Genomic DNA, 1,130 nt, shown 5'->3' with positions numbered 1-1,130 from the left:
GGCGACATTCTGCAGCGGGTGCGAGAGCTGGCAGTGCAATCGGCCAACGCCTCCAACAGCGCAAGTGACCGCCAAGCCCTTCAGGCCGAAGTGGGCCAACTGGTGGCCGAACTCGATCGCATTTCGCAGACCACCGAGTTCAACGGCCAGAAGTTGCTGGACGGCTCCTTCGGCACCGCTCAGTTCCAGGTGGGCGCCAACGCCAACCAGACCATTGTGGCCACCACCGCCAACCTGCGGACGAGCGTGTACGGCAACAACCAGGTCAACGCTTCTGGTCCTGTTGCAGATGCAACGACCCTTGGCGACAACACTATTGTGGGTGGAACCATCACTGTCAACGGCTATCTCGGTTCGAAAGAAGTAGAGATCGATCCGTCAGTCAGCATGCAGACGGTGGCATCCAAAATCAATCAGGTTGCCGGCGAAACTGGTGTAACCGCCACCGCGCGAACCGATGTCAAGTTGGAGTTTGAAGCGGGCAGCTTCACGATCGACCTGAGTACGGGCGTCAAATTTGACGATACGGATGCGCTCGATGTCACGTTGCTGGAGCCTCGCTCGATCTCGTTCAAGGTCACCGACTCGACGCCAGAAGGCTTGGCAGAGGCGATCTCCGCTTTCAACGAACAGAGCTCGCGCACGGGTGTGACGGCTGCCTTGAGTGCCGACAACGAAGGCATCGTACTGACCAGTGCCTCTGGTGACAACGTCAACATCCAACTGGTAGCGGCAGACCTTGAAGATGATACTGCCACTGTCGCTCTGTCTGTTTTGAAGCTTGACGCCAATGGCAATGAACAAGCCACAGCTGTCGAATTCTTGGAGGCTGATGCAGGTGCAACTGAAGCGGTGACTAACTTCGTAGCAGTGGCAGGTAACCTGGTGCTGGATTCGCAGAAATCGTTCAGCGTACTGGACGATGCGACAGCAACTGGGCTGTTTTCTGCCACCGATGGTGCATTTGTAAATGCAGATGGTGACAATATTGATGCTGATAGCCTGTCGTCAGAATTGCAAAAAGTGGCCGATCTAGACATCACAACTTTCAGTAATGCCAGCGAAGCTCTGAAAACTGTCGACTCTGCACTGGCTTTCATCAGCGGCGAACGGGCCAAACTCGGCGCCCT

General features: G+C 55.9%; 1 protein-coding gene. It reads left to right on the top strand.

From position 1 onward, the window contains the following. Positions 1-1,130 (top strand): flagellin hook IN motif-containing protein (locus HA630_RS01220; RefSeq protein WP_166832138.1); only part of this gene is annotated, 1,130 nt, incomplete at both ends.

This window comes from Aquabacterium sp. A08, from assembly GCF_011742065.1.
Note: the sequence above shows the minus strand (reverse complement) of the source record. Positions and strands in the feature narration are given on the sequence as shown.